Consider the following 25,538-nt stretch of genomic DNA (forward strand, 5'->3'; position numbering starts at 1 on the left):
CCCGGGAGAGGTGACGCTTCCGTCCTCTGCAGGAGAGTTCATGACGACTACCGCGCCGACAGCGTCGAACGACCGGGGCGACCTGGCCGAGTTCGGCTACGAGCAGCAGTTGCACCGATCCCTCGGGAAGTTCGCGTCCTTCGCGGCGGGCTTCTCCTTCGTCTCGATCCTCACCACGATCTTCCAATTGTTCGGTCTCGGTTTCGGATTCGCCGGTCCGGCCTTCTTCTGGACGTGGCCCGTGGTGTTCCTCGGCCAGTTCATGGTCGCGCTGTGCTTCGCGGAACTCGCGGCGCGCTACCCGATCTCGGGAGCGGTCTATCAGTGGTCGCGTCGGATGGGCGGCGAGATCGTCGGGTGGTTCGCCGGCTGGTTCATGATCCTCGCGCAGATCGTCACCGCGTCCGCGGCCGCGATCGCGTTGCAGGTGGTGCTGCCGTCCGTCTGGAGAGGCTTCCAGGTGATCGGCGAGGATTCGGCGCTCACGTCGCCGAGCGGTGCCACGAACGCCGTCCTGCTCGGGTCGATCCTGCTGGTGCTGACGACCACCATCAACTGCGTCGGTGTGAACTGGATGTCCCGCATCAACAACATCGGAGTGACCTGCGAGATCGTCGGTGTCGTCGCGGTGGTGGGCATGCTGTTCACCCACGCCGAGCGTGGGCCCGAGGTCGTGTTCGACACGGGTGCCGCCGGCACCCAGCCCGGGTACATCTGGGCGTGGATCGTCTCGGGCCTGATGGCGGCGTACGTCATGGTCGGTTTCGGGTCGGCCGGTGAACTCGCGGAGGAAACGCGGAACCCTCGTCGCGTCGCCCCGCGCACCATCCGGTTGGAGCTGTCGGTGTCCGCACTCGGCGGTGGCCTCATGATCGTGGGTGCACTGATGGCGGCGCCGAGTCTCACCGACGGCCGCCTGGCCGCCGAGGGTCTGCCGTACGTGCTGACGTCGATCCTGAGCTCGCCGTGGGGAACCCTGCTCCTGGTGGACGTCGCGATCGCGGTGTTCGTGTGCACGCTCGCCATCCAGACCGCTGCCTCCCGGCTGATGTTCTCGATGGCACGCGACGGCCGGTTGCCCGCCAGCGGCGCGCTGTCGAAGGTCAACGGCAGGACCGGTACCCCGATCGCGCCGTCTGTGCTGATCGGTCTGGCATGCATCGTGGTCCTCGCCGTGAACGTCGGTAACTCGGCGATCTTCACGACGCTGTCGAGCGTGTGCATCGTGCTGATCTATCTCGCCTACCTGATGGTGACCGTTCCGCTTCTGGTCCGCCGGCTGAAGGGGTGGCCCAACGGCGGCGCACAGGTCGACGCTGACGGGCGAAAGTTGTTCTCGCTCGGCGTGTTCGCGATCCCGGTGAACATCGCAGCCGTCGCCTATGGGCTGCTGATGGTCGTCAATCTGTCCTGGCCTCGCGCCGAAATCTTCAACCCCACAGGGGAATTCCCGATCCTCCAGTGGTCCGCGCCGATCACCGTGGTGGCAGTGGTGCTCGTCGGAGCGCTCTGCTATCCGCGCAGCAAGGCCGTCCCGAACCCCGTCACGATTGGAGCCTGAAGTGACCACCACCAGCCCCGCCGAGCTGTCGACCTCCACCACGAACGGAGCCAGGGCGCACGCCCGCGCCCAGGCCGGCACCATCACCGATTCGATGCCCATTCTCCCGGCCTCCGCCTGGCCGACCCCACCCGCCGGTATCCCCGCCGAGCGCCTCACGTGGGCCGAGACGGTGCCGGGCGGACGCTACACCTCCAAGGTGCTCGCTCGCGGAACCCGGATCCGGCTGCGCGACATCGACGGAGCGGCCTGCGCCAACGTCCTGCTGTACCGGGCCGACGCCCCGTGGGAGCGGCTCAACGTCGCCGACACGGTCAAGGTGCCGTGGCAGGCCTACCTCGGCGTCGGGCACCCGCTGCTCTCCGACGCGGGCCGGGTGCTGGCCACCGTGGTCGCGGACACCTCCGGTCGGCACGATGCGCTGTGCGGTACCACCAGCCGTGCCGGGAACACCGCGAAGTACGGGTCCGGGTCGGTGCACTCGCCGTCGCCCGCGGGCCGGGAGCTGCTGACCCTCGCCGCCGCGAAGCACGGACTGGAACCCCGGGACCTGCCGCCGGCGCTGTCGTTCTTCCACGGCGTCCGCGTCGAAACCGACGGCGCGCTGACGAGCATCGGCACCGCCGGCGCCGGAGCGTACGTGGAACTGCTGCTGCATCTTCCGCTGATCGTGCTGATCGCCGACGCGGCGCACCCGCTCGATCCCGACCCCGAGTTCTCCACCACCGCCCTCGAGGTTCTCGCGTGGTCCGCCCCCGACGACCTCGACACCCTCCCCACCGACGACCCCGAGTACCGCCGGGCCGTTCTCAACACCGAGGACGCCTGGACCGCGCTGCACCCCGGAAAGGACGCGTGATGACCACCATGCTGCCCGCCGCCCACACCCTGGCCCTCGTATCCGGCGAGGTGGTCCTCGACGAGACGGTCGCGGCCCGCGGCCCGTGGTCGGCCGTGATCGCGGCCGGCGACGTGCTCACGATCGTCGACCTGCACGGCAACCAGGCCGTCGACACCCTCGTCTACGCCGCCGACGAGCACTCCCGCAGGTACTCGGCCGCGGCGACCGTCGTCGCGCAGCGCAACCTGTTCCTCACCACGGGCAGCGTGCTGCGGGCCGGCGACGGCGGCGCGCTCATGACGATCGTGGCCGACGAGGTGGGCAATCACGACACCGTCGGCGGCGCGTGCTCGCAGGAGTCGAACACCCTGCGATACGGCCACCACACCCGCCATCAGCACGCGTGCGTCGAGAACTTCCTGAGCGAGGGCGCGCGCTGGGGACTCGGCAAGCGGGACCTGGTCTCGAACATCAACTTCTTCATGAACGTGCCGGTGGATCCGGACGGCGCGCTCGGCATCGTCGACGGGCTGTCCGCGCCGGGCAAGCGGCTCGCACTGCGAGCCGACGTCGACGCGCTGGTGCTGGTCTCGAACTGCCCGCAGATCAACAACCCCTGCAACGGGTTCGATCCCACCGCGGTCCGGATGATCGTCACCCGACCCTCCGGATTCGCGGAGGTGCGGTCGTGACCGCGAAGTGCACAGTGCTCCGTCCGGGTATGGGCACCACCGTCCAGGACTACCCGGGCCGCACCGGCTACTGGAAGATCGGGGTGCCGCCGTCGGGTCCGATGGACGACCTGTCGTTCCGTCTCGGCAACGTCGCCCTCGGAAACCCGGAGGGGGTCGCGGGATTCGAGGCGGTCATGGCGGGCCCCGCGCTGCGTTTCGACGAGCCCACTCAGGTGTGCGTGACCGGTGCGCCCACCCGGGTGACCGTCGACGGAGTGATGGTCCCGCAGTGGCGCCCCGTCGCGGTGCCGGCCGGGGGAGTGCTGGACGTCGGTGCCGTCTCCGGGCCGGGACTGCGCATCTACGTGCTCGTCGCGGGCGGGCTCGACGTCCCCGAGTTCCTCGGCAGCGCGGCGACGTTCACACTGGGCCGGTTCGGTGGACACGAGGGCCGCACGCTGCGCGAGGGCGACACCCTGGCGCTGGGCGAGACACCCGAGGCGCGGCCGAATCCCGTTCCCGCCGAAGCGGTGCCGGCGCTGTCTCGGCACTGGGAGATCGCCGTGACGGAGGGGCCGCACGGGGCGCCCGAGTTCTTCACCCGCGCCGACATCGAGACCCTGTACCGGACCGACTACGAGGTGCACTTCAACTCCGACCGCACCGGCGTGCGACTGATCGGCCCACAGCCCGACTGGGCCCGGCCGGACGGCGGGGAGGCCGGACTGCACCCGTCGAACATCCACGACAACGCGTACTCGGTCGGCGCGCTGGACTTCACCGGGGACACCCCGATTCTGCTCGGCCCGGACGGACCCAGCCTGGGCGGCTTCGTCTGCCCGGTCACGGTCGTCGCCGCGGACCGGTGGAAGCTGGGGCAGCTCGCACCGGGCAACACGGTGCGGTTCGCGCCGGTGCGGGCCGAGCATGCGGCGTCGCGGCGTGAGCTGGGCCTGGGCCGCCGGGCATCGCTACCGGCGGTGCTCTCGGCCGGCGGCGACGGCGACGACGGTGTGATCGCCCGCCGCGACGGCGACACCGCGGTCACGTACCGGCGCTCCGGCGACGACAACGTCCTCGTCGAGTATGGCGACATGACCCTCGACCTGGCGCTGCGGTCCCGCGTGCACGCGCTGCACCAGCACCTCGCCGCGGATTCGACCGCCGGACTGCTGGACCTGACGCCCGGCATCCGGTCGCTCCAGGTCCGTGTCGACCCCGACGTCCTGCCGGTGTCGACGCTGCTCGGCCTGCTCTCCGAGGCCGAGGACGCGATCCCGGCCGCGAACGAACTGGTGGTGCCGAGTCGGACGGTGCGGATGCCGCTCTCGTGGGACGACCCGGCCACCCGGGAGGCGATCGCGCGGTACATGCACGGCGTCCGGTCCGACGCGCCGTGGTGCCCGTGGAACATCGAGTTCATCCGCCGGATGAACGGGCTCGAGTCGGTGAACGACGTCTTCGACACCGTCTTCGGCGCGGACTACATGGTCCTGGGCCTCGGCGACGTCTACCTCGGCGCCCCGGTCGCGACGCCACTGGATCCGCGGCACCGGTTGGTGACCACCAAGTACAACCCGGCGCGCACCTGGACCCCGGAGAACGCGGTGGGCATCGGCGGCGCCTACCTGTGCATCTACGGCATGGAGGGCCCGGGGGGCTACCAGTTCGTCGGCCGCACCACCCAGGTGTGGAACCACCGGCATCCGCAACGGTCGGGTCCGTTCGAGGACGGGACGCCGTGGCTGCTCCGGTTCTTCGACCGGATCTCCTGGTATCCGGTCGAACCCGAGGAGTTGCTGGACCTGCGGGCCGATCTCGCGGCGGGACGCGGCGGCGGCGTCGAGATCGGCGACGGCAGTTTCTCGCTGGCCGAACACGAGGCGTTCCTCGACACCAACTCCGACTCGATCGAGGCATTCCGGGCACGGCAAGCGGTGGCGTTCGGCGACGAGCGGCGACGGTGGGCGGAAGCCGGCGAGTTCGCGCGCGGATGAACCGCTCGGTTGACGTCCCTGGGAGTGGGAGGCGATTTGCCGCGGGGTGGTGAATGGGTGTTCACTCGGGGGTGAACGCCCATTCACCGCATTTACTGTGCCACGCAGCTCGGAGATGATCCATTGTCAGCACGACCCGCGACCGCGCCGCTCTCGCAGCCCCCGTCCCCGACCCGCCGTTCCAGCGCGCTCATCACCGCGGTCCTGTGCATGTGCGGAACGATCGTGTCGCTGCAGCAGACCCTCGTCGTCCCGCTGCTACCGGATCTCCGAGACATCCTCGGAGTGAGCGCCGACGACGCGTTCTGGCTGGTCACGATCACTCTGCTCACTGCGGCCGTGGCCACCCCGATCGTCTCGCGCCTGGCGGACATGGTCGGCAAGCGCCGCATGATGCTGGTCGCGATGGGGATGATGGTCTGCGGTTCGCTGGTCGCCGCGCTCGGTGGCACGTTCGTCGCTGTGCTGATCGGACGCGGTCTGCAGGGCTTCGCGTCGTCCCTGATCGCGGTGGGCATCGGGATCATGCGCGACGAACTGCCCCGTGAGAAGGTCCCGGCCGCGACCGCGCTGATGAGCGCGACGCTGGGCCTGGGCAGCGCACTAGGACTCCCGCTGGCGGGCGTCATCTACGCGAACCTCGGGTGGCATGCGATCTTCTGGATCTCCGCCGCGGCCGGGGCGCTGCTGTTCGTGGCCGTGGTGCTGGTGGTTCCCGAATCGAAGGTGCGGACGCCGGGACGGTTCGACTTCCCGGGCGCACTCATCCTGTCGGTCGCGCTGGCATCGCTCCTGCTGGGCATTTCCAAGGGCGGGTCGTGGGGCTGGGGCAGCAGCCGAACGATCGGCTGCTTCGTGCTCGCCGTGGTGGTGCTCGCGATCTGGATGCCGTACCAGTTGCGGGTGAAGGATCCGATGGTCAACCTGCGGACCTCGGCGCGGCGCCCGGTCCTGCTCACCAACCTGGCATCGATGATCGTCGGGTTCGCGATGTTCGCGAACATGCTCTCGACCACCCAGCAGTTGCAGATGCCGGAGGGCACCGGCTACGGCTTCGGGCTCAGCGTGTTCACCGCCGGACTGTGCATGGTGCCGGCAGGTCTGGCGATGGTGGTCTTCTCGCCGCTGTCCGCGAAGATCACCACGCGATTCGGCGCCCGGATCACGCTCATCACCGGCGCGCTGATCCTCGCCGTCGCGTACGTGGTCCGGGTCCTGTTCAACGGTTCGATCGAGCTGATCATCCTGGGCTCGATGATGGTCAACATCGGTACGGCGATCACGTACTCGGCGATGCCGATCCTCATCATGCAGGCCGTGCCGATCTCGGAGACCGCCGCCTCCAACGGCCTGAACTCGCTGCTCCGCTCGATCGGAACCTCGACCTCGAGTGCGGTGGTCACCGCCCTCCTGACCGCGATGACGCTCGACGTCGCCGGGGTCCAACTGCCCACGCTCGCCGCCTTCCAGACGGTGTTCGCCGTCGCCTGTGGCATGGCGATCCTCGCAGCCGTCGTCGCGTGGTTCATCCCGCGGACGGCACGGAAGGTGCCGGTGTCCACGGTTGTGGAGGCGTCCGCCGAGGCGCGGGTGGAGACAGCGTCGTGACTAGGGTTGGCCACGTGAGCGGAAAGTCCACGCGAGAGAACATCATCGACGCGGCGCGTGCCCTGTTCGCCGACCGTGGCTACACGGCCACCACGATCAAGGACGTCGCCGAACGTGCCGGGTGCTCGCCCGCGATGGTGATGAAGCTGTTGGGGAGCAAGGCCGAACTGTACTCGGCTGCAGCGCCGTCGCTGCCGTCTGCCGCGGATGATCCGCACGTGTGCGAGGACGAGTCGGTGGGTCTTCGGCTGGTGCGCAACATCGTCGAACGGCGCGACGCCGACGCGTCCGAGCCGTGGGTGATGATGCCGTTGCTCATCCACGAGGCGCCTGATCGCGACGCCGCCCAGGCCGAGGCGCGGGAACGCTACGTCGGCGCCATCTCGTCGAAGATCGGCGACACCTCCGAGGATCGACTGCCCACCCAGATGGTGGTCTCGGTGCTCCTCGGGCTCGCGACGGGACTGCGCACGGTCGGCCTGCTGCCGGTGGACGCACTCGACAGCGACGAGCTCGTCCGACGCTACGGCGCGGTGGTCCAGTCGATCATCGACGGGATCGACCGGCCGTAGGCCGCGATCGGTCACCTCGCTCGTGGCGTCCGACGACATTCTTCTGCGAATCCAGCAACTAACTCGTAAACAGTCGGAAACGACCATCACCGACTGCCTCTGTCACCCGCCGGACACTGCGCTCTTCCGCTTCTTCCGACGTGTCGAGGACGTGGCCATCGAGCTCGCCGAGGTCGGAGAACTGATCCCACATCGTGAGGATCGGTCCCTCGTCGATCAAGGCGCTCGGAGCGGTCCGGGCTTGGGCTCGCTTCAGCGTGATGTCGCGCTGCGGTCGGAGCACGACGTAGTGGACCGCCAGGTCCGGGTGCTGCGCTGCGTGGGTTCGGAAGTTCCCGAGCATCCAGGGCCCCACGATTCCGTCGATCACCGTGGTGAAGCCGCCGAGCGCATAGGTGTAGGCGGCACCTGCGATCACATCCATCACCGTCTGGTTCTGTGCATCCGACGCGGGGTCGTACGGAGGTATGGCACCCGTAACGATGTAGTGCCAGAAATCGTCCGTGTGCAGATGAACGCCCTTGCTGTAACTGCGGGCAACCTTCGCGGCGAGTGTCGACTTGCCGGCTCCGGGTGGGCCGGTCAGGATGATCACTCGTCCGTTCACGGACGTCAAGCTACCCCGGTCCTGCTGTATTGAGCATCCGAGATTTCCCGTTCTGGTCGGTGTCGGGAAGGCAGGGGAAGGCAGGGGAAGCGTTGAGCTGCGAGGTCTCTGGATCAACCAGGCCACGGCGATCGTCAGAACGTTGCGGGATTCCAGACGAAGAACGGCAGCGGCACGACGATCTGCGCGCGGTTGATGCGGTGTTTGTTGCCCCAGGGGTCGATCTGATAGATCTCGGTGACGCCGTGCCATGACGCGCAGTGCATGTCGGCAGTGCCGAAGGGGCTGAGTACGACATTCTTGGTGGGGGTGTCCGGCTCCCACGGGAGTCGGAACTGATTGCTGCAGGGCTGATACTGCCCGAAGCTGCCGAAATCCTGAGCCGCTGCTGCCGGAGCGAGAACGCTACTCAGTCCGATTGCGAGTACCCCAGCGGCGACAAACCCTGAAGACTTCATCCGACCCCCACAACAGTCGTAGTTGGTGTGTTTCTCGATTCGGGGAGCGGCGGCGTTACACGCCCCTGGTCCTTCCCGGATCACATGGTGAAACCGCGGGTGAATCTCGAGCCGACATCTCCGATCCGGACACTCGGGGCCTTTCCATCGGTATGGTCCACCACCGATGCCGTGTCCAGGGGGAGCGGCCCGGCATCCGGATCGATCGCCGTCCGTGCGTACGTCCAGCGGCACGCGGCGTCTGCAGGTTCTCAGGGGAGGAAATTCGCATGGGGAGTTCGACACTCGGGTGCGCCCGCGTCCTGGCCGCCGCGGTGGCCGTGTCCGCTTCACTGCTCGCGGTGCCGGCGACGGCGTCCGCCGGTGGTGACGCTTCCGGTACGAGAGCCGCCGCCGCGTCGGACGTTTCGGCTCCCTACCTGGTGAGCACCACGAAGAACTCCGACCGCAAGGTCACCATCTCGGTGTACTCGGCTGCGATGGACCGCAAGATCCCGCTCGAGGTCATCCTTCCCGCGGACACCAGCCAGCCGCGCCCGACGCTCTACCTCCTCAACGGCGCAGGCGGCGGCGAGGACTCGGCCACCTGGCAGCGCAAGACCGATGTCATGAACTTCTTCCGGGACAAGAACGTCAACGTCGTCACCCCGCTCGAGGGTGCGTTCAGCTACTACACCGACTGGGTGAAGGACGACCCGACGCTCGGTCGCCAGAAGTGGCAGACCTTCATGACGCAGGAACTCCCGCCGGTCATCGACGAGGCCTTCGACACCAACCGGGTGCAGTCCATCGCCGCAATCTCCATGACGGCGACCTCGGTACTCAACTACGCGATCGCCAAGCCCGGCTTCTACAAGAGCGTCGGCTCCTACAGCGGCTGCGCCGAGACCAGCACCTGGGCAGGCAAGAACGCCATCCAGATCGTGTCCGGCGTGCGCGGCGGTGTCGACGTCACCAACATGTGGGGTCCCCTCGACGGGCCCGGCTGGGTGGACAACGATCCTGTCGTCAACGCCGAGAAGCTGCGGGGCACCGAGCTCTACATCACCACCGGTTCCGGGCTGCCCGGCCCGCACGAGACGTTGAACGGGCCCGGTATCAACGGGCAGGTGGGGACGCTCGCGAACCAGGTCATCGTCGGCGGGGTGCTCGAGGCGGCCACCAACTACTGCACTCACAATCTGGCGAACCGTCTCGCCCAGTTGAACATCCCGGCGACGTTCGACTTCAAGCCGGGCGGCACCCATTCGTGGGGCTACTGGCAGGACGACCTGCACAACAACTGGCCGACGATCGCTCGGTCGATGGGAATCTAGCCCGCCGATTGCACCGCAGTGCGCCGCGTCCGGATCCGCGAACGGTCGCGTCCGGCTTCCGTTTTCGGCGCGATTCGGGGTCGGCGCCGCGTGCCGGCCGGGCGCACGCGCTCGAGCAGCGCGAATACGGTAGCCGAATTCGCGTGTGCGTGTCGGATGCCGGAGGAACTGAAACGAATCGGTCGCCGGATCGCTCAGTCATTGCTACCGTCACCGCACACAAGGAAACCGACAGGACTGGTGCGCGGGGTTGCGCCATCCCCAACGAAAGGCGGACCCGCGCAGATGATGTCGATGCCGCGTCTCCGTACGGCTCGACGACTGATTCCCGGGGACGTCGGATCCTGTTCCACCCGTGATCGAACGGGCTCATTTTCTTGTGGTTCCACCGATCCGATTCGGATCTGATTCGACCTTCGAGAAGGGTGCACGCATGGGAAGCGCGAAGTTGCGGTTGGGATTCCGGCGGTTGGTTGCAGGTGCGTTAGCAGGTGCAGGGCTGACGACGGCCCTCGTTATCGGTTCCGCATCGACCGCATCGGCGCAACCCGCGCTTCCACCCTTACCAGGATCGGCTGACGTGGCGCGGTTTCTGAACGATGCAGCCTCCACGTTGAACAACGTTGCAGGAGCGCTCCAGAGCTTCGACCTCGGCTCCAGTTCGGGACTGCCCTTCGGCAGCCTGGGTGGTCTCGGCGGCGTCGTCAAGCCGGCGTCCGGTCCGATCACCACCCGTTTCGGCGGCGGGCACCTGGGCATCGACATCGCTGCCAACATGGGGGCGCCGATCTACGCGGTGGCCGACGGCACCGTCATCAACGCCGGTCCGGCGTCGGGCTTCGGTCTGTGGGTCCGGGTCCGGCACAACGACGGCACCATCACCACGTACGGCCACAACGACGCCAACCTCGTCTCGGTCGGTCAGCGCGTGTCCGCGGGCCAGCGCATCGCCAACGTCGGCAACCGTGGAAACTCCACCGGCCCGCACCTGCACTTCGAGGTCGACCTGCCCGGCGGAATCAAGACCGACCCCATCGGCTGGCTGGCGATGCGCGGCGTCCTCATGTTCTGACGCATGTTCTGACGCGACCGGGACATGACCGGGACATGACCGGGTCGTCGGACGGTTCGGGCCGCACCGCCGAGGAGACCTCGACGGTGCGGCCCGAGACGGCTTCGCCGTGCGCTCAGTCGGTGACGACGGCGTCGGCCTCGATCTCGATCAGCAGGTCGGAATCGATGAGCGCGCTCACCTCGAGAATCGTGGTGGCGGGGCGGATCTCGCCGAAGACCTCACCGTGGGCGAGGGCGGCGTCCTCCCACTTCGACATGTCGCGCAGGTACATGCGGGTGCGGATGACGTCGTTCAGCGACGCGCCGGCCTCGGTCAACGACGCCGCGATGGTCGCGAGGGCACCGCGCGTCTGCTCCTCGAGCGTCGCGCCGGGGGAGGTGGTGCCGGACACCGCGATCTGGTTCCCGATCCGCACTGCGCGGGAGTAGCCGATCTTGGGCTCCCATTCGGAGCCGGAGGAGATGTTCTTTCTGGTCATGGTCGGAGATTCTGGCAGTCCAATGTTTCGGGCATGTGGCCTGACCTCCGTCCGGATGTCTCGAACATTTCTTCGAAGAATTGGTTGACATGGTTTAGTACACATGTTCGACTGGGTTCATGAGGTGGCAGGGCCAGACGCTCGACGCGGACGACGGCGCACTTCCAGGTCTCGAGCGTGCAGGCCTGGTGCGGAGTATTCAGACGCCGGAGTTCGAGGGAATCACCTTTCACGAGGTGCTCTGCAAGAGCGCGCTCAACAAGGTGCCGGAGGGTGCGTCGCTGCCGTTCGACTTCACCGTCAACGCCTTTCGTGGATGCAGTCACGCGTGCCGCTACTGCTTCGCCCGTCCGACCCATGAGTATCTGGACCTCGATTCGGGGCACGACTTCGACTCGCAGGTCGTGGTGAAGATGAACATCGCCGCCGTGCTCCGGCGAGAGCTGTCGCGTCGATCGTGGAAGCGGGAGCACGTCGCGCTCGGCACCAACACCGACCCGTACCAGCGCGCTGAGGGGCGCTACCGGTTGATGCCGGGCATCATCGGCGCGCTCACCGAATCGCGCACGCCCTTCTCGATTCTGACCAAGGGCACGCTGCTGCGCCGGGATCTGCCGCTGCTGCGGCAGGCGGCCGAGCGCGTGTCGGTCGGCGTGGGGGTGTCGCTCGCGATCCACGACCCGGAGTTGCAGAAGGCCGTCGAGCCGGGGACACCGTCGCCGCGGGCGCGGCTCGACCTCATCCGCGCGGTCACCGATGCCGGGCTGCCGTGCAACGTCATGGTGGCCCCGGTAATCCCGTATCTGACCGACTCGACGGCGCACCTGGACGGGCTGCTGTCGGCCATCGCCGAGGCCGGCGCGGCCGGCGTGACGATCTTCCCGATGCATCTACGGGGCAGCACCCGTGGCTGGTTCCTGAACTGGCTCGCGTCCGAGCATCCCGCCCTCGTCCGGCGGTATCGGCAGCTCTACGGACGCGGTGCCTACGTCACCCCCGAGTACAAGGCATGGCTCCGGGCGCGGGTGGAACCGATGGTCGAGAAGTACGGTCTCGGCGGGCGTTCCGAGCATCGTGCCGTGCCCGCGCCGGACCGCCGCGAGTTGGTGGGGGCCGGCGCGGCGCCCGCACTGACCCTCTTCTGAGTGCTGCGGTCAGCCCAGTCGCTCGACGATCAACATGTTTGCGGTGCCGCCGCCCTCGCACATGGTCTGCAGGCCGTACCGTCCGCCGCGGCGTTCGAGTTCGCTCAGGAGCGTGGTGAACAGCTTGGTTCCGGTGGCCCCGAGGGGATGACCGAGCGCAATTCCACCGCCGTTGACATTGACGCGCTCCGGATCCGCTCCGGTCTCGGACACCCACGACAACACCACCGATGCGAACGCCTCGTTGATCTCGATCACGTCGAAGTCGTCGATGCGCATCCCGGTCCTGCGCAGCGCGTACTCCGTGGCCGGAATCGGCGCGCTGAGCATGAAGACCGGGTCGGCGCCGCGGGCGCTGACGTGATGGATCCGGGCGCGGGGGACGAGGTTGTGCGCCTCGACGGCCGCCTCGGACGCGACCAGTACGGCGCTGGCGCCGTCCGAGATCTGGCTCGCCAGCGCGGCGGTGAGCCGTCCGCCCTCGCGCAGCGTCGGAAGTGCCGCCATGGCTTCGAGGCTCGTGTCACGGGGGCATTCGTCGACCGCGAACGTGCCGACCGGGACGATCTCGGTGTCGAACCGTCCCGCGCTGATCGCGTCGTTCGCCCGCGCGTGACTGCGCAGGGCCCAGTGCTCCATCTGCTCGCGGCTGATATCCCACTTCTCGGCGATCAGTTCCGCGCCCCGGAACTGGGAGATCTCCTCCGCGCCGTAGCGGCGCTCCCATCCGATCGAGCCCGAATGCGGATCCTCGAAGCCGAACTGCAGTCCGACGGTCATTGCCGAGGAGATCGGGATCCGGCTCATGTTCTGCACGCCGCCCGCCACGACCAGATCGGCTGTGCCGCTCATGATTGCCTGCGCCGCGAAATGCAGCGCCTGCTGGCTGGAGCCGCACTGGCGGTCGACGGTGACTCCCGGGACCGTCTCGGGCAGGCCGGCAGCCAACGCGGAGGTGCGCGCGATGTTGCCTGCCTGGCCGCCGATCGCGTCGACGCAGCCGAAGATCACGTCGTCGACGGCCGTCGGATCGATGCCGGTCCGGTCCACGATCGACCGGATCACGCTCGCGCCCAGGTCGATCGGATGGACGCAGGACAGGCCGCCGTTCCGGCGGCCCACCGCGGTGCGAACCGCATCGACTACGTATGCCTCGGCCATGGCCCGACCTCCTCGGTCGCCGTCGTCGCGAGCGGTGTCGGATCGACGGTTTAATTGGTTAGATGATTAATCTATACCAACCGACGGGGTAGATGTCCACGGTTGCCGGGGCGGGGCCGTCACCGGGAGTTCGCGGACGTCCAGTACGGCGCCCGCAGGAGGCGCTTGGTGAGTTTGCCCATGTTGCTGCGTCCCAGCGACTCTCGGAACTCGATCGTCCGGGGAATCTTGTAGCCCGCCAGCCGGTTTCGGCAGTGGGCGAGGAGCGCATCAGGGTCGGGCCGGTGGTCGACGTCCCGCGGCACGACCAGTGCCCACACCGACTCGCCCATGTCGGTGTCCGGAACCCCGATAACCGCGACGTCCGCGACCTCCGGATGCGCCATGAGGACCTGCTCGATCTCGGCCGGGTAGACGTTGATGCCGCCGGAGATGATCATGTCGGTCTCGCGATCGGTGACGAAGATGAAGCCCTCGTCGTCGACGTACCCGACGTCGCCCAGGGTGAACAGTCCCGGTCGGATCAGGGCCTCGGCCGTCTTGTCGGCCGAGTTGAGATAGGCCACTGATCGCCCGTCCCGTTCCTCGAACGCGAGCCGTCCCTCGGCTCCGGCGGGCAGTTCGCGGCCGTCGTCGTCCACGGCCACCGCCCGCACGAACGGTGGTCGCACCCGCCCGACGCTGCCTGGCCGCACCAGCCAGTCGGCGCTGGAGATCCCGCACAGCGGCCCGGATTCGCTGCCACCGTACGAGTCGAACAGCACCGGCCCGAACCAGTCGATCATGGCGCGCTTCACGTCCTGCGGGCACGGTGCGCCGGTGTGGGTGACGAGCCGCAGCGAGCTCACGTCGTACCGGGCGCGGACTGCGGCGGGCAACGACAGGAGACGGTGGAAATGCGTGGGCACCATCAGCGTTGTCGCGATGCGATGCCGCTGGACCGTCGCGAGCACGGTTTCGGCGTCGAACTTTTCGAGGACCGTGACCGGCCTGCCGGACGCGACCAGTCGGACACCGGCGAGGGGGCCGGTGTGGTGCAGCGGGCCGACGACGAGATGTCCGGGCCACTGCGCCAGCGGCAGCGTGCCCATCGAGCGGACGTAGTCGTCGACGGTCGCACCCGGATCGGGGCTCCCGGCCAGGCTGTTGACGCCCTTGGGCCGGCCGGTGGTGCCCGACGTGTAACTCAGGAACGGCATCGCCGGGACCTCGGTCGGGGGAGCGGCATCCGACGCCGCTGCGAGCCACTCGTCCCAGTCGACGACGGCCTCGCCGGGCACCCGCCAGCCCACGACCAGCGGTACCCCCGCCGCGCGGGCCGCCGCCGCACCGATCGCGGCCGTCTCGGGACCGACGAACAGGGCGTCGGCGTTCGAGTCCTCGAGGATGTAGGTCAACTCCCGGGCCGTCAGGTGGTAGCTCGCCGGCACCGGTGAGCTGCCCGCGTAGATGATGCCGACGTGGGCCAGGATGGTCTCGGTCGAGTTGCGGGCGAACACTGCAACCCGGCGATCGGGGCCGACGACCACCTCGCGGAGTGCGTTCGCGACCCGGTTCACGACCGATTCGACGTCCGCCCACGACAACTCGGCGCGGCCGTCGCGCAACGCGACCTCGTCGGGTGCGCTGAGCGCACTTTCGCGGTGCACGGTCGACACGGCGGCCTCCTTCGAGCGATCTACTGCGAGTGTCGAAGACAGGCTATGCGGCAGGCTCTCAGCGCAGTGCCGGAGGATTGTCCAGGCTGCGCGCCGAGTAGGTGTCGCACGCGCTCACCTTCCCGGTGTTGTAGCCGGCCAGGAACCAGGCCTGACGCTGGTCCGACGCCCCGTGGGTCCAGCCCTCGGGGTTCACACGGGCGCCCGCGGACCGCTGGATCCGGTCGTCGCCCACCGCCGACGCCGCCGACAACGCGTCGCGGATGTCGTTCTCGGTGAGCGGCTTCAGGAACGGCTGGGAGCTGTTCGGGCCTGGCTGGGTGGATGCGTAGTGCGCCCAGATGCCGGCGTAGCAGTCGGCCTGCAGTTCGGTGCGCACGGCCTGCGAGGTTGCACCACGTGGATCCTGCTGCGCCCGTCCGATGTCACCGAGCTGGTTCTGGATGTGGTGGCCGAACTCGTGGGCCACCACGTACTCCTGCGCCAGCGGACCGGCATTGGCGCCGAACTGGTCGACGAGGAGTTGGAAGAAGCTTGTGTCGAAGTAGGCGGTGGAATCGGCGGGACAGTAGAAGGGGCCCACGTCACTCGTGGCGTATCCGCATCCGGTGTTGATGGAGCCGGAGAAGAGCCGCACCTTCGGCGCGACGTACTCCACCCCCGTCTGCGCGGGCAGCTGGGCGCCCCACACGGCATCGAGGCTCTCCGCGGTACCCGCCATGCGGCAGCCGATGTCGCGGTTCGCGTCGGTGCCGAATTCGCAGTCGTCGAGGGCCGCGCCGCTGACCGCGCTGGTGCCGGAGTCCAGGGGTGTTCCTGTCGCCCCGCTCAGACCGCCGAGGATCGAGCCCGGATCGCCGCCGAGCAGGAGCGCCAGGACCAGCACGATCAGGCCTCCGGCGCCGCCGCCGAGGACGAACTTGCCGCCGCGCCCGCCGCCTCCGCCTCCACCGACGGAGACGCGCTCCGCGTTGATGCGGACATCGTCGTTGAAGGTCATTGCGCTGGCTCCCTGTCCGAAACACCTGTGCTGGTCGTTACAGCTTTCCAGTAATCCGGCATGCGTTTGGCGATAACACGCGGTGCCTCCGTAGGATCGCAGCAGACAGAACACCGTGTTGGAAGCACGGATCGACAACTGTGCTGGAAGTTTGTGAAAGGAATCCCGTGCTGCGCACCCACCTGGCCGGCTCGCTACGACCCGAGCACGCTGAGCAGACCGTCACCCTCACCGGTTGGGTGGCGCGGCGGCGCGATCACGGCGGGGTGATCTTCATCGACCTGCGTGACGCCTCGGGCGTGTCCCAGGTCGTGTTCCGCGCGGGCGACGTGCTCGAGCAGGCGCACCGCCTCCGCGCCGAGTACTGCGTCAAGGTCACCGGCGTCGTCGAGGTCCGCCCCGAGGGGAACCAGAACTTCGAAATCCCCACCGGTGCCATCGAGGTCAACGCGACGGAGCTCGAGGTTCTCAACGAGAGCGCCCCGCTGCCGTTCCAGCTCGACGACCAGGCCGGCGAGGAAGCGCGGCTCAAGTACCGCTACCTCGACCTGCGTCGCGAGGGCCCCGGCCACGCGATCCGGCTGCGCTCGAAGGCCAACGCCGCGGCCCGCTCGGTCCTGGCTCACCACGAGTTCGTCGAGGTCGAGACCCCGACGCTGACCCGGTCCACCCCCGAGGGTGCGCGTGACTTCCTGGTGCCCGCGCGCCTGCAGCCCGGCAACTTCTACGCGCTTCCGCAGAGCCCCCAGCTGTTCAAGCAGCTGCTCATGGTCGGCGGCATCGAGCGGTACTACCAGATCGCCCGTTGCTACCGCGACGAGGACTTCCGTGCGGACCGTCAGCCCGAGTTCACGCAGCTCGACATCGAGATGAGCTTCGTGACCCAGGAGGACGTCATCCTGCTGGCCGAGGAGATCCTGCACGCCGTGTGGAAGCTCATCGGTCACGAGATCACCACGCCGATCGCCCGGATGACCTACGCCGAGGCCATGCGCCGTTTCGGCTCCGACAAGCCCGACCTGCGGTTCGGCGTCGAACTCGTGGAGTGCAAGGAGTTCTTCAAGGACACCACGTTCCGCGTCTTCCAGGCCGAGTACGTCGGCGCGGTGGTCATGCCGGGCGGGGCCGCCCAGCCGCGCCGCGAGCTCGACCGCTGGCAGGACTGGGCCAAGCAGCGCGGCGCGCCGGGTCTCGCCTACGTGCTGGTCGGCGAGGACGGCGCACTGACCGGTCCGGTCGCGAAGAACCTGACCGACACCGAGCGCGCGGGTCTCGCCGCGCACGTCGGCGCCAAGCCCGGCGACTGCATCTTCTTCGGTGCGGGTGCGACCAAGTCCTCGCGCGCGCTGCTCGGCGCGGCCCGCGGCGAGATCGCGCGCAAGCAGAACCTGATCGACCCGGATGCCTGGGCGTTCGTGTGGATCATGGACGCGCCGATGTTCGAGCCCACCGCCGACGCGACCGCCAGCGGCGACGTGGCCCTGGGCTACAGCGCCTGGACCGCGGTGCATCACGCGTTCACCTCGCCCAAGCCGGAGTCGATCGACACCTTCGACACCGATCCGGGTTCGGCGCTGGCCTACGCCTACGACATCGTCTGCAACGGCAACGAAATCGGTGGCGGCAGCATCCGCATCCACCGCAAGGACATCCAGGAACGCGTCTTCAAGGTGATGGGCATCTCGCACGAGGAAGCCGAGGAGAAGTTCGGCTTCCTGCTCGACGCCTTCGCGTTCGGCGCCCCGCCGCACGGCGGCATCGCCTTCGGCTGGGACCGCATCACGGCCCTGCTCGCGGGCGTGGACTCGATCCGCGAGGTCATCGCGTTCCCGAAGTCCGGTGGCGGCGTCGATCCGCTCACCGACGCGCCGGCGGCGATCACCGAGCTGCAGCGCAAGGAGTCCGGCATCGATGTCAAGCCGGAGCCGGTCGGCGCAGAAGGCAAGTAACCACGCAGTTCGTCGGAGCCCCGCGTCACGCACATCGCCGTGGCGCGGGGCTCCGTCGTCGAACCGTGCTCAGCCGACGCGCCGAAAACGGCCGTAACCGACCTGCAACCCTGTATTCCCCCAGGTCGATGAGATCCGGATGGCGGGGCGGGCGATGAATGTCGGGCCGTGAGGGGCCGCGCCGGGTAGGTTGGTGATCGATGACCGCAATATTGGCGGAACCCCTCTCCGAGGTAGTTGCCGCAGCCGAGAAGTTGCTCACTCGTCGGACCGGGGCGCCGGTCCGACTCGTCGACCCCGTCGATCTCGGGGGGAGCGGCCGCACCATCGTCCTCCGCGTCCGGGTCGCCGAGAACCCGTTCTCGCTGCCACGGACGTTGGTGATCAAGCAGGTTCGCGAGACGTCACGCACGGCCGATCCGCGACGCATCGAGTTCGAGGGCATGGCGGACACCGCCACGGTCGACGTCGCCTTCCTCCGCGAGGCGGTCTCCTACCAGTTCGCGACCGCGCTCGCGACCGAGAGCCGTCCGGGCGCCGAACTACTGGCGTACGACTTCGAGACCCGGTTGCTCGTCCTGGGTGACCTCGGCGACTCCACTCCGTTCGCCGCGCTGCTCAAGAACGCCGATCCGGACACCGTCACGAACTCGCTGATGGCGATGGCTCAGGCGCTCGGGCGGATGCATGCTGCGACCGTCGGGCGCGAGGAGGACTTCACCGCCCTGCTGCGTCGTGCGGAGGTGGCGCACTGCGGCGATGTGGTCGCCGAGCAGGCGGCAGCCTCGCTCGAGGTTGTGCCGGGACTACTCGCCGAGCACCTCGACGTCGAGGTGTCACCGGAGGTGCTCGCGATCGCGGCACGCGCCGGCAGGCTCTTCGGTGGCGGTCGGTTCCGCGCCTTCAGCCCGTCCGATCTGTGCCCGGACAACATCATCGTCAACGACGAGGGTGTCCGGTTCCTGGACTACGAGTGGGGTGGCTTCCGGGACGCGACGCTGGACCTCGCGTACGCGCTGGTGTCGTTCCCGGCGTGCCTGTGCAGCATCGACCTGTCGTACGAGCGGGCGAGTGCGATGACCGAGGCGTGGCGGGCCGAGGTCGTCGGGATGTGGCCGGTGCTGGCGGACGACGAATTCCTCACCGAACGGGTGATCGACGCGCAGCTCGTGTGGGTGTGGCTCAGCACGTTCCTGTTCCTGCCCGAGGACTACACGCGGATCGCCGCAGTGCGGGAGCACCATCTGTCGGCGCCCCGGAACGAGGCGCTCGCGGCGCGGTGGGAGGGCCTGGCCCGATTCGCGGAGCGGTCGGGACACGACGCCGTCGCCGAGCACGCGTCGCAGGTGCTGGAGCGCCTGCGCGAACGCCTCGGCTGATCCGACTCAGTCCCGGTCGGACCCGGCGGCGCCCGCCAGCAGCAACTCGAGTGCGCGGCGCAGGTTTGCGCGCGCCGCACGTTCCATGATCGGGGCGTCGTCGCCCGGGGGAGGAACGGCCGACTCGTCCCCGCCCATCAATCTGCTGGACAGCGGGTAACGGTCGGCGAAGTCAGGGGCCGCCGCGGCCAGCGCGTCCATCCTGTCGGCCCACCACTGCTCGTCGCCCTCGCCGGTCACCGACGGTGCCCGGCGGGCGTCGACGACGGTGCGGGCGGCGGCCGCCGCGAGCGAGAACGCGGACGACGCGATCGCGGCCACGTCGGCGTGGTGGAGTCCGATCGGCAGCAGGGTTCCGAGAAGCGACTCGAACGCGTCCTGCTGGTGTGGGCCCAGCACCGGTCGGGCGTGCGCGAGGTCGAGCATCCAGGGGTGCTCGACGTACAGCTCGAGCAGATGCTCGGCCCACTCCGTCACCGATATCGGTCGGGTCGCCGCGAAGCCGGCGTAGGCCCGGTCGTACATGAGGTCGAGCAACTCGGCCTTCCCGCCGACGTACGTGTAGAGCGCCATCGCGGTGCACCCGAGGCGATCGCCGATCGCGCGCAGGGGGACGGACGCGTCGCCGCGTTCATCGGCGATTGCGGTAGCCGCCGCGACGATCGAGTCGAGCGTGAGTCCCGAGCCGGCGTCGGATCCGGCGGTGGGGGATTCCCAGAGCAGGGACAGTGTGCGGGCCGCATCCCCGCGCCCGGTGATAGGACCCATTTCCGTTCCTTACATTGTATAGTTCCTGGTCCATTGCACTATACGTCGTAAGGAGCGCTGGAGATGGGGCAACGGCACGATGAGGCGGTGCTGCACGACGGCACCCGGATTCCGGTACTCGTTCGCGGTGATCGCCGCCGACTAGGACACCGGATGGCGCACCCTGCCCCGTACCTGGAGATGCTCGCTGTCACCCGTGCGGCCCACGCCATGGCGGCCGCGCCGTCTGCAACCCACACATCGGTCGAGGCCGGGGACTGGGACGCCGTCGCGGTCACCAGTACCGAGGCGCAGACCAGGCAGTTCGTGACGCTGTACGAGGCACTGCAGGCATTCGACGACACCGCGTCCGGGGCGGTACCGACGGTTCCGCGGCTGTGCTTCGCCGGTGCGGCCGACGAGATCGCCTACGGGCCCGGCTGGGGTGACGTCACTGTGAAGGTGGCCGAGCCGCTGCTGAAGCGTCGCGCGGACCTCGAAGCCCGCGGTTGGGTGGTGGAGGTGATGCCCGGCCGGGATCACATGAGCGCGATGGGCGCGGACGTCGTGCTGCCGCTGCTGACCGGATGGCTGGCCGGGGTGCGGGTGGACCGCTGACCGATCGAGTCGAGTGTGGGGATCGGCACATTGCAGTAGATACCCCTGGGGGTATGGTGGGTGCCACCTGCAACCCACGCTCGAGGAGATTCATCGTGTGCTACCCCGTTACCTGCCGGACCTGCAACAAGACCACCTGGGGAGGCTGTGGCCGGCACGTCGACAGCGTCATGCGCACGGTGCCGGCCGCCGAACGGTGCAAGTGTGAGCAGCCGGCCAAGCCGGGGTTCTTCAAGTCGCTGTTCGGGCGCTGACCGCGACGCGAGCGGCGTCGCCCGCCGTCGGTGGCGGCTAGTAGCGTCGGGGCGTGACTGATTTCTTCGGCGACACCGACACCGCGGGCGACGGGGCGGGTCTGTTCGAGGCTCCCGCGGCCGAGCCCGACCCGGAGTCGCAGCCGCTGACGTCGGTGCCACGGCAGGCCGCATCGCCGAGTCCGGGGGCGCCGCTTGCGGTGCGGATGCGTCCGGCCGCGCTGTCGGAGGTGGTCGGTCAGCAGCACCTGTTGGGTCCCGGGGCGCCGCTGCGGCGTCTCGTGGAGGGCTCCGGTGCATCGTCGGTCCTGCTCTACGGGCCGCCGGGAACCGGCAAGACCACGCTCGCATCGCTGATCTCGGGTGCGACGGGCCGGAAATTCGAGGCGCTGTCCGCGCTGTCCGCCGGGGTCAAGGAGGTGCGCGGCGTCATCGAACTGGCCCGCCGCCGCCTCCTTCAAGGCGAGCAGACGGTGCTGTTCATCGACGAGGTCCACCGCTTCTCCAAGACCCAGCAGGACGCGCTGTTGGCGGCCGTGGAGAACCGGATCGTGCTCCTGGTTGCCGCGACCACTGAGAACCCGTCGTTCTCGGTGGTGTCGCCGCTGCTGTCGCGGTCGCTCGTGCTGCAACTCCAGTCGCTGACCGCGGACGACATCCGCAGCGTCATCGAGCGCGCCCGCGAGGACGAGCGCGGCCTCGGCGGGTCCGTCGACCTCACCGACGACGCGCTCGAGCATCTCGTCCGGCTGGCCGCAGGCGACGCGCGGCGGGCGCTGACCGCGCTCGAGGCCGCCGCCGGTACCGCGCTCGACCGCACCGACGAACGCCCCGCGGTCGTCGACCTCGAGACGGTCGAGTCCAGCGTCGACAAGGCCGCCGTCCGCTACGACCGTGACGGTGACCAGCATTACGACGTGATCAGCGCGTTCATCAAGTCGATTCGCGGCTCGGATGTCGACGCCGCGCTGCACTACCTCGCCCGGATGATCACGGCGGGGGAGGACCCGCGGTTCATCGCCCGCCGCCTCGTCGTGCACGCCAGCGAGGACATCGGCATGGCCGACCCGACCGCGCTGCAGACCGCGACCGCCGCGGCTCAGGCCGTGCAGCTGATCGGCATGCCCGAGGCGCGGCTCGCCCTCGCGCAGGCCACGATCCACCTCGCGACCGCACCCAAGTCCGGTGCCGTCATCGCCGCGCTGGGTGCCGCGATGGCCGACGTCGCGGCCGGCAAGTCGGGCCTGGTCCCGCCGCACTTGCGGGACGGCCACTACGCGGGCGCCGCGCAGCTCGGCAACGCCGTCGGATACAAGTACCCGCACGACCACCAGGACGGCGTCCTGCCTCAGCAGTACCCGCCGGACGAACTGGTCGGTGTCGACTACTACGAGCCCACCACCCACGGCGCCGAGCGGGAGATCGCCGGACGGGTGGGCAAGCTCCGCCGGATCGTGCGCGGCCGCTGAGACCTGTTGCGCCGTCGGTGAGAACGTCGTCCGGTCGCGTGGGGCTCGTCACGGTGACGCCGGGAACCAGCGGGGTATCACGTGCGCCGAATAAACGATTGGTGCGGGGGCGTTAAGCTTGCCAATGGTCGTTTCGCGTCTCGGAGGCGTTATCGGCGGCCGGACACAGTGAATTTCGACGGACATACGTTAGGACGAACACAGGTGCAGACCCACGAGATCCGTAGGCGCTTCCTCGACCATTTCGTCAAGGCGGGCCACACCGAGGTGCCCAGCGCCTCGCTGATTCTCGACGACCCGAACCTGCTGTTCGTCAACGCCGGCATGGTGCAGTTCAAGCCGTTCTTCCTGGGCCAGCAGACGCCGCCCTACGACACCGCGACCAGCGTGCAGAAGTGCGTGCGCACCGGTGACATCGAGAACGTCGGCATCACCACGCGCCACAACACGTTCTTCCAGATGGCGGGCAACTTCAGCTTCGGCGACTATTTCAAGCGCGGTGCTATCAAGCACGCGTGGGCGCTGCTGACGAACAGCACCTCGGACGGCGGCTACGGCTTCGACCCCGAGCGGCTGTGGGTGACTGTCTACCTCGACGACGACGAGGCCCGCGACATCTGGATGGAAGAGGCCGGCATCCCCGACGAGCGCATCCAGCGCCGCGGCATGGCCGACAACTACTGGTCGATGGGCATCCCCGGCCCGTGCGGACCGTGCTCGGAGATCTACTACGACCGCGGCCCCGAGTACGGCGCCGAGGGTGGCCCCGAGGCCGACGAGGACCGGTACCTCGAAATCTGGAACCTCGTGTTCATGCAGAACGAGCGCGGCGAGGGCACCGGCAAGGACAGCTTCGAGATCCTCGGCCCGCTGCCGAAGCAGAACATCGACACCGGTATGGGTGTCGAGCGCGTCGCGTTCCTGCTGCAGGGAGTCGACAACGTCTACGAGACGGACCTCGTCCGCCCCGTGATCACCAAGGCCGAGGAGCTCTCCGGCCGCACGTACGGCGCCGAGGGCCCGGACGGATCCGCTGCAGACATTCGTTTCAGAGTCATCGCCGACCACGCACGCACCGCCGTCATGCTGATCGCCGACGGCGTCAACCCCGGCAACGAGGGTCGCGGCTACGTGCTGCGCCGTCTGCTGCGCCGCATCATCCGCTCGGCGAAGCTGCTCGGCGCCGAGAAGCCGAGCATGCGTGAGTTCGTCACCGTCGTGCGCGACACGATGTCGCCGTCGTACCCGGAGCTCGCCACCGACTTCGACCGCATCGTGGGTGTCGCGGTCGGTGAGGAGACCGCGTTCCTGCGCACGATCGCGGCCGGCTCGAAGATGTTCGAGGCGGAGGCCGACCAGGTCAAGGCGGCCGGCAAGACGGTCTTCGGCGGCAACGAGGCGTTCGTCCTGCACGACACCTACGGCTTCCCGATCGACCTGACCCTCGAGATGGCGGCCGAGGCCGGCCTGAACGTGGACGAGGACGGCTTCCGTTCCCTCATGGCCGAGCAGCGCAAGCGCGCCAAGGAGGATGCGCAGGCGCGCAAGCACGCCCACGCCGACCTGTCGGTCTACAAGGAGCTCGTCGACCGCGGCCCCACCGAGTTCACCGGCTTCAACGAGCTGGTCTCCGAAGCGCACGTGCTCGCGCTCATCTCCAACGGTGTTCGCGTGCCCACGGCTACCGCGGGCCAGGACGTCGAGGTCATTCTCGACCGCAGCCCGCTGTACGCCGAGGCCGGCGGCCAGATCGCTGACATCGGCTCGATCTCGGCGGCGGGCCTGCGCGTGCAGGTGAACGACGTGCAGAAGATCGCCAAGAAGGTGTGGGTCCACAAGGTCACCGTCAAGGAGGGTCAGATCACCGAGGGCGACGTCGTCCTCGCGCAGGTCGACCCGGAGTGGCGCAAGGGCGCTACGCAGGGCCACTCCGGCACCCACATGGTGCACGCGGCACTGCGACAGGTGCTGGGCCCCAACGCCGTTCAGGCCGGCTCGCTCAACAAGCCGGGCTACCTGCGCTTCGACTTCAACTGGCAGGGCCAGCTGTCGGAGTCGCAGAAGCAGGAGATCGAGGTCGTCACCAACGAGGCCGTCGCCGCGAACCACCCGGTGAACACGTTCGTCACCGATCTCGACCGCGCGAAGCAGATGGGCGCGATGGCGCTGTTCGGCGAGAACTACGGAGACGAGGTCCGCGTCGTCGAGATCGGTGGACCGTTCTCGATGGAGCTGTGCGGCGGCACGCACGTCCAGCACTCCACGCAGATCGGCCCGGTGACGCTCCTCGGTGAGTCGTCGGTCGGTTCCGGTGTGCGTCGCGTCGAGGCGTTCGTCGGACTCGACTCGTACCGCTACCTGGCCAAGGAGCGGGCGCTGCTCGCCGGTGTGGCGTCGTCGCTGAAGGTGCCGTCGGACGAGGTCCCGGCCCGTGTCGAGGCGCTCGTCGAGCGTCTGCGCGCGGCCGAGAAGGAACTCGAGGCCACCAAGGCCGCCGCGGTCCTGGCGTCCGCCGGAACCTTCGTCGACAAGGCCCACCGCTTCGGTGAGGTGCTGCTCGTCGCCGAGCGGGCGCCCGAGGGTGTCGCCGGTAACGACCTGCGCAGCCTCGTCACCGACGTCCGGGGCCGCTTCGGCACCCAGCCCGCGGTCGTGGTGCTGCTCGGCAGCGCCGACGGCAAGGTCCCGTTCGTCGTGGCCACCACCAAGGCGGCGCAGAACCTGGGCATCAAGGCCGGCGACCTCGTCGCGAGCTTCGGACCCCAGATCGGCGGCCGCGGCGGCGGCAAGGCGGACATGGCCCAGGGCGCCGGCTCCGACGTCTCCGGTATCCCCGCAGCACTCGAGGGTGTCCGGGGTCGGGTCGCTGAGCTGGCCGGGAACTCCTAGCGGTGCCCCCGGCCCCGTCGGGTCCCGACCGTCCTGCCCCGTCGGGTCCCGACCGTCCCGCACAGCCGGGTCCCGACCGTCC

Annotated in this window: 21 protein-coding genes and 1 pseudogene; 15 read left to right on the plus strand and 7 right to left on the minus strand. The window is 68.7% G+C overall.

Annotated features, from left to right (window positions below; translation table 11 throughout):
• Positions 1-40 precede the first annotated feature (40 nt).
• The 6 genes from HUN07_RS12085 to HUN07_RS12110 all read left to right on the plus strand — a co-directional run bounded on the left by HUN07_RS12085 (position 41) and on the right by HUN07_RS12110 (position 7,253).
• Entirely contained in the window at positions 41-1,561 is a 1,521-nt protein-coding gene (locus tag HUN07_RS12085) for an amino acid permease (RefSeq protein ID WP_174909886.1), read from the plus strand.
• A gap of 25 nt (positions 1,562-1,586) precedes the next feature.
• Complete coding sequence (locus tag HUN07_RS12090) at positions 1,587-2,420, plus strand: urea amidolyase associated protein UAAP1 (RefSeq protein ID WP_114722746.1); 834 nt, start codon at positions 1,587-1,589, stop codon at positions 2,418-2,420.
• A gap of 8 nt (positions 2,421-2,428) precedes the next feature.
• On the plus strand, positions 2,429-3,094 hold the full coding sequence (locus tag HUN07_RS12095; RefSeq protein ID WP_441346819.1) for an urea amidolyase associated protein UAAP2: 666 nt from the start codon (positions 2,429-2,431) through the stop codon (positions 3,092-3,094).
• Positions 3,091-5,073 (plus strand): 5-oxoprolinase/urea amidolyase family protein, encoded by a 1,983-nt coding sequence (locus HUN07_RS12100; protein WP_174909890.1) that lies wholly within the window; start codon positions 3,091-3,093, stop codon positions 5,071-5,073. The genes HUN07_RS12095 and HUN07_RS12100 overlap by 4 nt, the downstream gene beginning before the upstream one ends.
• A gap of 123 nt (positions 5,074-5,196) precedes the next feature.
• The gene (locus HUN07_RS12105) at positions 5,197-6,681 is read left to right on the plus strand and encodes an MFS transporter (RefSeq protein WP_254622911.1); all 1,485 of its coding nucleotides are present in this window, start codon (positions 5,197-5,199) and stop codon (positions 6,679-6,681) included.
• Positions 6,682-6,695: 14 nt separating this feature from the next.
• Positions 6,696-7,253 (plus strand): TetR/AcrR family transcriptional regulator, encoded by a 558-nt coding sequence (locus HUN07_RS12110; protein WP_254622912.1) that lies wholly within the window; start codon positions 6,696-6,698, stop codon positions 7,251-7,253.
• 58 nt (positions 7,254-7,311) lie between these two features.
• On the opposite strand, the gene HUN07_RS12115 is transcribed toward HUN07_RS12110, so the two are convergent.
• Both HUN07_RS12115 and HUN07_RS12120 read right to left on the minus strand, forming a co-directional pair.
• Positions 7,312-7,860, minus strand: coding sequence for an AAA family ATPase (locus HUN07_RS12115; protein WP_174909894.1), 549 nt, complete (start codon positions 7,858-7,860; stop codon positions 7,312-7,314).
• Positions 7,861-7,994: 134 nt separating this feature from the next.
• Positions 7,995-8,318, minus strand: a complete 324-nt coding sequence (locus tag HUN07_RS12120; protein WP_114722647.1) for a hypothetical protein — start codon at positions 8,316-8,318, stop codon at positions 7,995-7,997.
• Between the two features lie 269 nt (positions 8,319-8,587).
• Between HUN07_RS12120 and HUN07_RS12125 the strand changes: the two genes are divergently transcribed.
• Both HUN07_RS12125 and HUN07_RS26940 read left to right on the plus strand, forming a co-directional pair.
• Positions 8,588-9,634, plus strand: a complete 1,047-nt coding sequence (locus tag HUN07_RS12125; RefSeq protein WP_174909896.1) for an alpha/beta hydrolase — start codon at positions 8,588-8,590, stop codon at positions 9,632-9,634.
• Between the two features lie 664 nt (positions 9,635-10,298).
• A pseudogene (locus tag HUN07_RS26940) lies at positions 10,299-10,706 on the plus strand (M23 family metallopeptidase); the annotation flags it as partial.
• Positions 10,707-10,821: 115 nt separating this feature from the next.
• Here HUN07_RS26940 and HUN07_RS12135 read toward each other — a convergent pair.
• The gene (locus tag HUN07_RS12135; RefSeq protein WP_174909900.1) at positions 10,822-11,187 is read right to left on the minus strand and encodes a RidA family protein; all 366 of its coding nucleotides are present in this window, start codon (positions 11,185-11,187) and stop codon (positions 10,822-10,824) included.
• A 119-nt stretch (positions 11,188-11,306) separates the two neighbouring features.
• On the opposite strand from HUN07_RS12135, the gene HUN07_RS12140 reads away from it, so the two are divergent.
• Positions 11,307-12,332 carry an Rv2578c family radical SAM protein gene (locus HUN07_RS12140; RefSeq protein WP_114722650.1) on the plus strand — a complete coding sequence of 342 codons (1,026 nt, stop codon included), beginning with the start codon at positions 11,307-11,309 and terminating at the stop codon, positions 12,330-12,332.
• A gap of 9 nt (positions 12,333-12,341) precedes the next feature.
• On the opposite strand, the gene HUN07_RS12145 is transcribed toward HUN07_RS12140, so the two are convergent.
• The 3 genes from HUN07_RS12145 to ypfJ all read right to left on the minus strand — a co-directional run bounded on the left by HUN07_RS12145 (position 12,342) and on the right by ypfJ (position 16,151).
• Positions 12,342-13,493 (minus strand): acetyl-CoA C-acetyltransferase, encoded by a 1,152-nt coding sequence (locus HUN07_RS12145; RefSeq protein ID WP_174909902.1) that lies wholly within the window; start codon positions 13,491-13,493, stop codon positions 12,342-12,344.
• Between the two features lie 119 nt (positions 13,494-13,612).
• Complete coding sequence (locus HUN07_RS12150) at positions 13,613-15,151, minus strand: AMP-binding protein (protein WP_174909904.1); 1,539 nt, start codon at positions 15,149-15,151, stop codon at positions 13,613-13,615.
• A gap of 58 nt (positions 15,152-15,209) precedes the next feature.
• On the minus strand, positions 15,210-16,151 hold the full coding sequence (gene ypfJ / locus HUN07_RS12155; protein WP_174909906.1) for a KPN_02809 family neutral zinc metallopeptidase: 942 nt from the start codon (positions 16,149-16,151) through the stop codon (positions 15,210-15,212).
• A gap of 167 nt (positions 16,152-16,318) precedes the next feature.
• Between ypfJ and aspS the strand changes: the two genes are divergently transcribed.
• Both aspS and HUN07_RS12165 read left to right on the plus strand, forming a co-directional pair.
• On the plus strand, positions 16,319-18,100 hold the full coding sequence (gene aspS, locus HUN07_RS12160; RefSeq protein WP_114722654.1) for an aspartate--tRNA ligase: 1,782 nt from the start codon (positions 16,319-16,321) through the stop codon (positions 18,098-18,100).
• Between the two features lie 200 nt (positions 18,101-18,300).
• Positions 18,301-19,479: a kinase gene (locus HUN07_RS12165; RefSeq protein WP_174909908.1), complete on the plus strand. Its 1,179-nt coding sequence runs from the start codon at positions 18,301-18,303 to the stop codon at positions 19,477-19,479.
• Between the two features lie 6 nt (positions 19,480-19,485).
• Here HUN07_RS12165 and HUN07_RS12170 read toward each other — a convergent pair whose 3' ends face one another.
• Positions 19,486-20,247, minus strand: a complete 762-nt coding sequence (locus HUN07_RS12170; protein WP_114722656.1) for a TetR/AcrR family transcriptional regulator — start codon at positions 20,245-20,247, stop codon at positions 19,486-19,488.
• A gap of 63 nt (positions 20,248-20,310) precedes the next feature.
• Between HUN07_RS12170 and HUN07_RS12175 the strand changes: the two genes are divergently transcribed.
• The 4 genes from HUN07_RS12175 (at position 20,311) to alaS (ending at position 25,456) form a co-directional block, all read left to right on the plus strand.
• A complete protein-coding gene (locus HUN07_RS12175) occupies positions 20,311-20,844 on the plus strand; it encodes a hypothetical protein (protein WP_174909910.1) in 534 nt (177 codons plus the stop codon).
• Positions 20,845-20,939: 95 nt separating this feature from the next.
• A complete protein-coding gene (locus tag HUN07_RS12180) occupies positions 20,940-21,098 on the plus strand; it encodes a hypothetical protein (protein ID WP_174909912.1) in 159 nt (52 codons plus the stop codon).
• 53 nt (positions 21,099-21,151) lie between these two features.
• Positions 21,152-22,567: a replication-associated recombination protein A gene (locus HUN07_RS12185; RefSeq protein WP_174909914.1), complete on the plus strand. Its 1,416-nt coding sequence runs from the start codon at positions 21,152-21,154 to the stop codon at positions 22,565-22,567.
• A gap of 204 nt (positions 22,568-22,771) precedes the next feature.
• Positions 22,772-25,456 (plus strand): alanine--tRNA ligase, encoded by a 2,685-nt coding sequence (gene alaS / locus HUN07_RS12190; RefSeq protein WP_174909915.1) that lies wholly within the window; start codon positions 22,772-22,774, stop codon positions 25,454-25,456.
• Positions 25,457-25,538: the final 82 nt, after the last annotated feature.

Source organism: Rhodococcus sp. W8901, from assembly GCF_013348805.1.
Taxonomy (GTDB): domain Bacteria; phylum Actinomycetota; class Actinomycetes; order Mycobacteriales; family Mycobacteriaceae; genus Prescottella.

Coding starts and splice junctions, on each gene's coding strand:
- HUN07_RS12170 (WP_114722656.1), bottom strand. CDS start 20,247: ATGGGTCCTATCACCGGGCGCGGGGATGCGGCCCGCACACTGTCCCTG.
- HUN07_RS12140 (WP_114722650.1), top strand. CDS start 11,307: ATGAGGTGGCAGGGCCAGACGCTCGACGCGGACGACGGCGCACTTCCA.
- HUN07_RS12165 (WP_174909908.1), top strand. CDS start 18,301: ATGACCGCAATATTGGCGGAACCCCTCTCCGAGGTAGTTGCCGCAGCC.
- HUN07_RS12135 (WP_174909900.1), bottom strand. CDS start 11,187: ATGACCAGAAAGAACATCTCCTCCGGCTCCGAATGGGAGCCCAAGATC.
- HUN07_RS12125 (WP_174909896.1), top strand. CDS start 8,588: ATGGGGAGTTCGACACTCGGGTGCGCCCGCGTCCTGGCCGCCGCGGTG.
- HUN07_RS12175 (WP_174909910.1), top strand. CDS start 20,311: ATGGGGCAACGGCACGATGAGGCGGTGCTGCACGACGGCACCCGGATT.
- HUN07_RS12095 (WP_441346819.1), top strand. CDS start 2,429: ATGCTGCCCGCCGCCCACACCCTGGCCCTCGTATCCGGCGAGGTGGTC.
- ypfJ (WP_174909906.1), bottom strand. CDS start 16,151: ATGACCTTCAACGACGATGTCCGCATCAACGCGGAGCGCGTCTCCGTC.
- HUN07_RS12145 (WP_174909902.1), bottom strand. CDS start 13,493: ATGGCCGAGGCATACGTAGTCGATGCGGTTCGCACCGCGGTGGGCCGC.
- HUN07_RS12120 (WP_114722647.1), bottom strand. CDS start 8,318: ATGAAGTCTTCAGGGTTTGTCGCCGCTGGGGTACTCGCAATCGGACTG.
- HUN07_RS12085 (WP_174909886.1), top strand. CDS start 41: ATGACGACTACCGCGCCGACAGCGTCGAACGACCGGGGCGACCTGGCC.